The organism is Zooshikella ganghwensis DSM 15267 (assembly GCF_000428585.1).
GTDB classification, from domain to species: Bacteria; Pseudomonadota; Gammaproteobacteria; order Pseudomonadales; family Zooshikellaceae; genus Zooshikella; species Zooshikella ganghwensis.
Genome location: NZ_AUAF01000175.1, coordinates 1 through 8,300, shown reverse-complemented (window position 1 = coordinate 8,300; position 8,300 = coordinate 1). Strand labels below are relative to the sequence as shown.

Annotated in this window: 9 protein-coding genes; 2 read left to right on the top strand and 7 right to left on the bottom strand. The window is 43.7% G+C overall.

The genetic code is table 11. From position 1 onward, the window contains the following. Positions 1–183: helix-turn-helix domain-containing protein (locus F607_RS35675; protein ID WP_157365569.1), on the bottom strand; the 183-nt coding region annotated here is incomplete at its 3' end. Between the two features lie 182 nt (positions 184–365). Here F607_RS35675 and F607_RS0122580 point away from each other — a divergent pair. Beyond that, the gene (locus F607_RS0122580; RefSeq protein ID WP_027709888.1) at positions 366–653 is read left to right on the top strand and encodes a hypothetical protein; all 288 of its coding nucleotides are present in this window, start codon (positions 366–368) and stop codon (positions 651–653) included. Positions 654–723: 70 nt separating this feature from the next. Here F607_RS0122580 and F607_RS0122575 read toward each other — a convergent pair whose 3' ends face one another. From F607_RS0122575 to F607_RS0122555, 5 genes are all read right to left on the bottom strand, one after another. After that, positions 724–3,453 carry a cation-transporting P-type ATPase gene (locus tag F607_RS0122575; protein WP_027709887.1) on the bottom strand — a complete coding sequence of 910 codons (2,730 nt, stop codon included), beginning with the start codon at positions 3,451–3,453 and terminating at the stop codon, positions 724–726. A 439-nt stretch (positions 3,454–3,892) separates the two neighbouring features. Then, on the bottom strand, positions 3,893–4,501 hold the full coding sequence (locus F607_RS0122570; protein ID WP_027709886.1) for a glutathione S-transferase family protein: 609 nt from the start codon (positions 4,499–4,501) through the stop codon (positions 3,893–3,895). Between the two features lie 153 nt (positions 4,502–4,654). Beyond that, positions 4,655–5,707 (bottom strand): NADP-dependent oxidoreductase, encoded by a 1,053-nt coding sequence (locus tag F607_RS0122565; RefSeq protein ID WP_027709885.1) that lies wholly within the window; start codon positions 5,705–5,707, stop codon positions 4,655–4,657. Between the two features lie 17 nt (positions 5,708–5,724). Then, a complete protein-coding gene (locus F607_RS0122560; protein WP_027709884.1) occupies positions 5,725–6,882 on the bottom strand; it encodes an iron-containing alcohol dehydrogenase in 1,158 nt (385 codons plus the stop codon). Between the two features lie 15 nt (positions 6,883–6,897). Then, on the bottom strand, positions 6,898–7,566 hold the full coding sequence (locus F607_RS0122555) for a type 1 glutamine amidotransferase domain-containing protein (RefSeq protein ID WP_027709883.1): 669 nt from the start codon (positions 7,564–7,566) through the stop codon (positions 6,898–6,900). Between the two features lie 138 nt (positions 7,567–7,704). On the opposite strand from F607_RS0122555, the gene F607_RS31195 reads away from it, so the two are divergent. Next, positions 7,705–8,112 (top strand): LysR family transcriptional regulator, encoded by a 408-nt coding sequence (locus tag F607_RS31195; RefSeq protein WP_338112640.1) that lies wholly within the window; start codon positions 7,705–7,707, stop codon positions 8,110–8,112. Here F607_RS31195 and F607_RS33745 read toward each other — a convergent pair. Further along, positions 8,028–8,300, bottom strand: coding sequence for a transposase (locus F607_RS33745; RefSeq protein ID WP_420864444.1), 273 nt, complete (start codon positions 8,298–8,300; stop codon positions 8,028–8,030). The genes F607_RS31195 and F607_RS33745 overlap by 85 nt on opposite strands.

Genomic DNA, 8,300 nt, shown 5'->3' with positions numbered 1-8,300 from the left:
TTTGTAGGGGTCCAGTTTTGAAGGACGTATAGGTCTTTTGCTGTAGATTGGTTTTTTAATTTGACCTCGTAAGTACTGTCTAACGGTGTTACGTGATAGGCCCAGTTCTCTTGATATACGACGAATACTCATGCCTTGTCGTTTTAGTACGTGTATTTCCACTGCAAGCTCCTGAGTTAACATGTCATCGATACCACACACTTAAGCTTAAACGGTGGTATTTTACTCAGGTGGGTCAAAATTCGATTGCTGCTAGTGGGTCAGTTTTACATTGCTGCTGACATCAGGAAGCACTTTCAGAATTTATGAGTTCCGGTGACTTTTATCGCCACCTAAGGCGTATGCGCAAAATATACAAGGAGAGGATGGAGCACTTAGTAAGAGTGCTTAAAAAAGACTTTCTTCATTATGGGAAAGTGCAAAACCACCATGCAGGTACACAACTTGTTTTTCACCTCAGTAAAAGTCTAAAAGATACTGAGGTATCAATACATGCACAAAAAGCAGGTTTAATCTTAGAGCCTTTATCGAAATCTACGGCGAGAGACTTAAGTTACAATGGGTTTATACTCGGTTTTTGTAATTACTCTGAAGGTGAACTACTTCAGGCACTGACGACTTTTCATTCCTTACTTGTGGAGTTAAGTCATTAATCAAAGTATTTGGTTGTGAAAATTACTTTCCTTAAATATAAATGTATTTATGATACATTTTTTAAAGGTATTAAGCTTCGGTAACTGGTTCTTTCATTCGTCGAAATGCGAGGCGAATTTGCTTTTCCAGTTCAATAATTGTAAACAGAGCAACACCAACACAAATGATCAATAAACCATCTAAGAATGGAATTGGGGCTGTTGCAAATACGGCTTGTAGTGGTGGAAAGTAGGTGATTGCAAACTGGGCTGCTGTAACTATGGCTACTACTGACCAAACGACTTTAGTGCCACGTATGGCTTTCCAAGTTAGCGATGTACCATAAATATTGCGAATGAAAAACAGGTGGAAAGTTTCCATAACCACTAGCGTGTTAAGTGCGATGGTGCGAGCAAGTTCAACGGTATAACCCTGATCCATTGCGTAATGATAAATACCAAATACACCACAAAGAAAAAGAAAGGAAACCAGCACAATATGCCAAACCAAACCTCCATTTAATAATGGCTCATTGCGAGTGCGTGGTGGACGGCGCATTGTATTTTCTTCCGTGGGTTCAAACGCCAGGGCTATTCCCAGTGTAATGGCTGTAATCAAGTTAACCCATAAAATTTGAACAGGGGTAATGGGTAGCGTCATACCTAAGAGCAGAGCGATAACAATCGTCATTGCTTCACCTGCATTAGTGGGCAGTGTCCAGCTGATAACTTTTTTAAGGTTATCGTAAACTGTGCGTCCTTCGCGTACAGCTGCCACAATAGAAGCAAAGTTATCATCAGCTAAAACCAACTCTGCAGCTTCTTTAGCTGCTTCACTGCCTTTTTGTCCCATAGCAATACCTGCATCAGCTCGCTTGAGTGCTGGTGCATCGTTAACACCGTCACCTGTCATTGCGACAGTCATTCCGTGAGCTTGCAGTGCCATCACTAAACGTAGCTTATGCTCAGGACTGGTGCGGGCAAAAATGTCACATTCAAGTACAGCATGTTTTAAGGCCGCGTCATCTAAGCCGTCTAGATCAGCGCCTGTGAGAACTTTCTCTGTACTCTGTAAACCAATCTGCTTACCTATTGCTGCAGCTGTTTTAGTGTGATCGCCGGTAATCATTTTCACTCGGATGCCTGCGCTAATGCATTCCGCTACGGCTGCAATGGCTTCTGAGCGAGGAGGATCAATCATTCCCACCATCCCCACTAGCGTCAGTGAGTCTTCAACATCGCTATATTCCAAAATGGTCTCGCTTGGCTGTACGGGTTTAACCGCAAATGCCAGCACACGTTGACCAAGAACAGCGATTGCTTCTGCCTGACTGTTCCAATAATGGGTATCCAATGGCTCTATTTCGCCATTTGCACCACGCTGGTTCTTACACATGCTGAGTAATTGCTCAGGAGCACCTTTGACGAAAACACAAGCATGGTGCTCGTGATCATGGTTAAGGGTTGCCATAAAGCGATGTTTTGCATCAAAGGGAATCGCATCTGTGCGAGTCCACTTGGCTTGTTCGTGTCGGATGTTGATATCCATTTTTCCACTGAAGGCGAGTAGTGCTCCTTCCATTGGATCACCTTCTACCATCCACACCCCCTCATGTTCGCGAAGTGCTGCGTCATTGCAGAGCGTCGCTGCTCTGGCTAACTCTTCCAGCACACTATGCTCTGCAGGAGAAACATGAGCATCATCTAACATGAGTGCGCCTCTAGGTTCGTAGCTATTACCTTCTAGATTAAAGAGGTGCTGGTGGGTGAGTACTGAGGTTACCATCATCTCATTGCGTGTGAGGGTGCCAGTCTTATCAGTGCAGATCACTGACAGTGCTCCCAGTGTTTCAATCGCAGGTAACCGCCGTACAATGGCATTTCGTCTAGCCATAGCCTGGACGCCAATGGCCAGTGTGATTGTCAGAACAGCGGGCAACCCTTCCGGAATAGCAGCCACTGACAGCCCAACCACAGCCATAAACATTTCAGTAAATTCATAATGTGCGACGAAATAACCGAATGTCAGCAGTATCACCGCTATCACAAGAATGAGCATGGTCAGCCATTTAGCAAACATGCCCATTTGCTCGACTAAGGGTGTTGATAAGGTCTCGACTTCGGATAACAGGTCGCTGATGCGTCCAATCTCAGTGCCTAATCCCGTTGTGACTACTACCCCTTTACACTGTCCGTTAGTGACGAGTGTGCCGGAAAAAGCCATGCAAGACCGATCTCCCAGCGGTGCATTCTCTGCTACTGGTTGGGTGTGCTTTTCTACTGGAACTGACTCTCCCGTTAAAATAGCTTCTTGGGCTGACATACCGTGTGCTGTAAGAAGACGAATATCAGCAGGTACTTTGTCGCCTGCTTCCAGTAAAACAATGTCGCCAGGTACCAGATGTTTGCCATCAATAGTGATCCGCTCCCGACCACGAATCACATTGGCTTGTGGGGCTAGCATATGGCGTATGGCATCCATCGCTTTTTCTGCTTTTCCCTCTTGGATAAAACCAATGATGGCATTAACAACAACCACCGCCAGAATGACACCAGTATCAATCCAGTGACTAAGAAAGGCAGTAATGACAGCAGAGCCCATTAATACATATATTAAAATATTGTTGAATTGCAGTAGGAAACGCATGAAAGCACTACGCTTGTCGGCTTGTGGTAAACAATTTGGGCCATGACTATTTAGTCTTTTTTCGGCTTCATGTTGGCTTAAGCCTGAGGTAGAGGTCTGAAGTTTTTCAAGCGTGATTTTAGAAGAGATACTGTGCCATGTAAGCTCAGGTCTTAATGCGTTTCCTTCTTTCATATTTATACTACCATCATTAACCCAAATAATTAGGAAATAAAAAAGTATAATTTGCTAAGGATAAGGTATTCCCCTAAATATTGTTGTCAACGAAAATAATAAGACTGGATGGTATTGTAGCTGTTAAATCCAATTATATACCCTTCACTAATCATTTTTATGAGCACCCTTGTGTACTACCAGTAGTGCTTACACAAAAGGGCTGGCGAAGCTGTGTTAATTTTTTCCAGCACATCAATAAGACCTGGTGTCGGCACGCTTTGCCAATAATATTTTTTCTTAAGCTTTTATTTTCATCTGTAGAGAATATTACAGCATGTAAAGTAAGATGAATTTGTTGTATATCAAGTGATGTTCATGGTGGCAATTTTTTAACCTTAATTGGGTTAAAAATTGCCTATGATAGTGAGAGAAGGTACCAAAAAAATGGATGGATTATTTACCCAAAACTCAATGCTTTTTGGTAAGCCTGACGTTGCCTTATCTTGGTGAGGTAGGCCAAAGTATTTTCGCGGCCTTCTAGCAAGCCACTTCTATTCGCAATCTCCAACATAATAGTCATCATAATATCTGCAGCGGTAAACTCATTGCCAGCAAAGTATGCGCGCTGGCTCAATGTAGATTCTATATAGGCAAAATCTACGTTAATTTCCTTGGCAATGTAGTTATCCATAGGCTGGTCACCATTGCGCGTTTCTCTCTGCATAAACAGGTGAGTAATAACGGGCAAACCCAAGGAACCCTCAGCAAAATGGGACCACTCAAGATATTGATAATATTCTGTGGTACCTTGGGCAGGCCTAAAACGCTTTTGTTCATCCAAATCGATGATATATTCCATCACGGCACTGGACTCGCATAAAACCACATCCCCATCGACCATAACTGGGGCCTTACCCAACGGATGAATCTTTTTTAAACTTGCTGGCGCAAGATGAGTTGTTTTATCACGCTGGTGATCAACACGCTGATAAGGCATGGAAAGCTCTTCCAATAACCATAGTACTCGTGTGGAGCGGGATTGATTTAAGTGATGTACTGTCAACATAGATAATGTATTCCTAGCTGAGTTTTATAAAGGGGTTTGTAAATAAGGGGCTTTTAAATAGGGAGCTTTTAAATAAGCAACCTTCAAACAATACCTGTACTACACTAAAAAGTATTTTAAATAAGCCCCTTTTTATTGGGGTTTCAGGTGCTTTTATAGCTCGTCTGGGCCGACCTGGATGACCAGCTTGCCAAAATTTTTCCCTTCTAATAGGCCAATAAAAGATTCAACAGCGTTTTCCAATCCTTTGACCAGATCCTCACGATAAGTGATTTTTCCATCTTGCAGCCATTGCATCATGTCCTGGCTGAATTCGTTGTAACGATGGCCATAGTCATCAAAGACAATAAAACCCTGCATTTTAATCCGCTTTACTAGCAAGGTACCCATTAACATCGGTATACGGTCAGGGCCTTTAGGTAGCTCTGTTGCGTTATATTGTGATATCAGACCACATAAGGGAACACGTGCACTTGGGTTGAGTAATGGCAATACTGCATCAAAGACTTTACCGCCTACGTTCTCGAAATACACATCAATGCCTTTGTCACATGCTTTGGCCAACTGCTCAGCAAAGTCAGGGGCTTTATGATCGATACAGGCATCAAAGCCCAAATCTTCAACAGCTGAGTGACATTTTTCTTCACCACCGGCAATACCGACGACTTTACAGCCTTTCAACTTAGCAATTTGTCCCACCAGACTACCAACAGCCCCTGTAGCTGCGGCAACAACAACGGTTTCACCTGCCTTTGGCTGGCCAATATCCAGCAAACCCATATAAGCGGTTAAACCGGGCATTCCCATTACGCCCAGCGCGTAAGAAGGCTTCATGGGTGCTTTTCCCAGCTTCAGCAGACCGCTGCCGTCAGAAATCGAGTAGTCTTGCCAGCCAGAGTAGGCAACCACCCACTCACCCACTTCATAATCTGGGTGATGAGATACTTCTACGCGGCACACAGTACCACCCACCATAACCTCATTGATTGCAACAGGCTCAGCGTAGGACTTGGCATCGCTCATACGGCCACGCATATAGGGGTCCAGTGATAAATACACCGTCCGTAATAGAAGCTCGCCTTGCTTAGGTGTTGGCTTCTCGCTTTCTAAAAAGTTGAAGTTACTCAGCGCAGGTGCACCTATAGGTCGAGAAGCTAAAATCCACTGGCGATTAATCGTTCCATTTTGTGGCTTGAATTTTGTCATTTGTTATTTCCCTATCATTACAAGGCGGCAGTTAAAATATTGCGGCTAACCTCAGGTGTGATTGCGCCGTGTTCACCCAACTGAGTCATGCCATGTTGGGTTAGCTGTTCGACGAGAGTGTCAATATTCATTTCAGCGATGTCGATTTGCGATAAACGCACGGGCACTTGCATGACTTCGAAAAACTGCTCTGTTAACTCGATGGTTTTGTGGATGCGGATCTCATCATCGCCCTCTGTCAGATTCCATATGCGTTCAGCATACTGTAATAGTTTTTCGCGTTTAGCATCTTTACAGATTTTCATTACAGCGGGTAAAACAATCGACAGGGTTCGTGCATGATCAACGCCATAAGCAGCAGTGATTTCATGACCAATCATGTGTGTTGACCAGTCTTGAGGTACTCCTGCGCTTATCAAACCATTTAGTGCCATGGTGGCAGCCCACATAATGTTGCCACGGACTTCAAGATCATTTTTGGTTTGCGGTGCCAGCGCTTTTGGTCCTTCTTCAATAAGTGTAAGTAGCAGCCCTTCAGCAAACCGATCCTGTACTTTTCCATTTACGTTGTAGGTTAAATATTGCTCCATGACATGAACAAATGCATCGACGACCCCGTTACTAATTTGGCGGTCAGAGAGTGATAAAGTAACGAGTGGGTCTAGCACTGCAAATAAGGGACGTATTAAGGGGCTATGGAACGCCAGCTTAGCACCATCACGTGTCACTACTGAGCCAACATTGGTTTCAGAGCCTGTGGCAGGTAGCGTCAGTACACATCCTATTGGCAGAGCCTGCTCAATAACCTGCCCACTGGCGACAAACTCCCAGGGGTCATCACCGTTATACAACGCCGCCGCCGCAATAAACTTGGTACCATCAATAACGGATCCCCCACCAACGGCCAGCAGGAAGTCAATGTTATGTTGTTGGATTAAATCCAGAGCCTTGATTAAAGTGTCATAACTTGGGTTCGGCTCAATGCCTGAGAATTCAAACCAGGTATGCTCACTCAGTGCTTCGGCCACTTGCTCATAAACACCATTCGATTTGATAGAGCCGCCACCATAAGTAACTAATACTCTTGCTGATGCTGGTATTGCCTGCCTTATGGTTTTAATTTGCCCTTCACCAAAGTGGATTTGGGTTGTATTTTGAAAACTAAAATTCAACATCACACATATTCCTTTTTATACATCAAGTGCAGTAAGTAATTTATCAGCTACGAGTTCCGAACTTGCTGGATTTTGGCCGGTGATCAGCAAACCGTCTTGTACGGCAAAAGCATTCCAGTCAGCTACTTTTTGAAAATCAGCGCCACGATTTTTTAATTCGTCTTCCAGTAAAAAGGGGACAACAGTCGTTAATTGCACAGCTTCTTCTTCGCTGTTACTAAAACCTGTCACTGCTTTGCCTTTAACCACATAGTTACCTTGACCGTCTTTAGCATTCAGAAGTACTGCGGGTGCATGACATACCGCTGCGACAGGTTTTTTGGAAGCTAAAAATCCTTCGATTAGGGCAATGGAGTGGCTATCTTCAGTTAAATCCCAAAGAGGTCCATGCCCTCCGGGATAAAACACGGCGTTGTAATCTTCAGGCTTAACGTCGGACAGTTTCAGAGTGTTTGCCAGCAAGGTCTGTACTTTCGTATCGTCGTTAAAACGCAGTGTCGAAGCTGTTTGGAAGTCAGGCTGTTCGCTCTTTGGGTCAATGGGTGGTGGCCCTCCTAAAGGAGAAGCGAGTGTTACCTGCACTCCTGCATCAACCAGGGTGTAGTAAGGTGCAGCAAACTCTTCTACCCAGAAGCCTGTTTTTTCACCTGTATTGCCTAACTCTGAATGGGATGTTAGGACCATTAATACTCTTTTTACATTTGAGCCAGTCACTTTTCTATCTCCTCAATCAACAATTGATGACAGTGTATTGCTGCAATCTATTTCTAACAATATGGAAAAATTAGACTTCATTAGTCAAAAAATTGATACAATTAGGCTATGACATTAAATTTTGAACAACTCAAAAGCATGGTGGTTTTTGCTCAAGTCGTTGAGCAAGGTAGCCTGACCGCTGCAGCTAAGCACATTGGTTTATCGCGAGCAGTTGTCAGCTATCACATCAAAAAACTGGAATCGCAACTGGGGGTGAAATTACTTAATCGCTCTACCCGCTCCATTGCACTGACTGAAGCAGGCAGTGAATACTATCAGTCTTGCCGAATCATTGCTGAGCAGGCGGCCACTGCAAATCAGCAGATAGAGAACCTGAAAAGTGAACCTGAAGGCTTATTAAAAATAGCTCTATATGGATTCCTAGGGGGTTATATCAATAGCTCTATTAGATCATTAAGTAAGCTTTTTCCTCGGCACTTTATATTGTACACAAACTCAAATAATGCTAAATAAAAAGGTAGTTTTTCTTGAGAAATACCTCGATGAGGTCTTAACCATGAGCGTAGTAATGACCAACAACCTTCAATGGTGTTAACATGTACTGCGTGAAAACCATCCCCATCTTCATCACGAGCATACTCCCCTTTCCCATGACAAACGGTTTTATGTTGATATCCCCAACTCTTTAGTCGTGAGTAAAT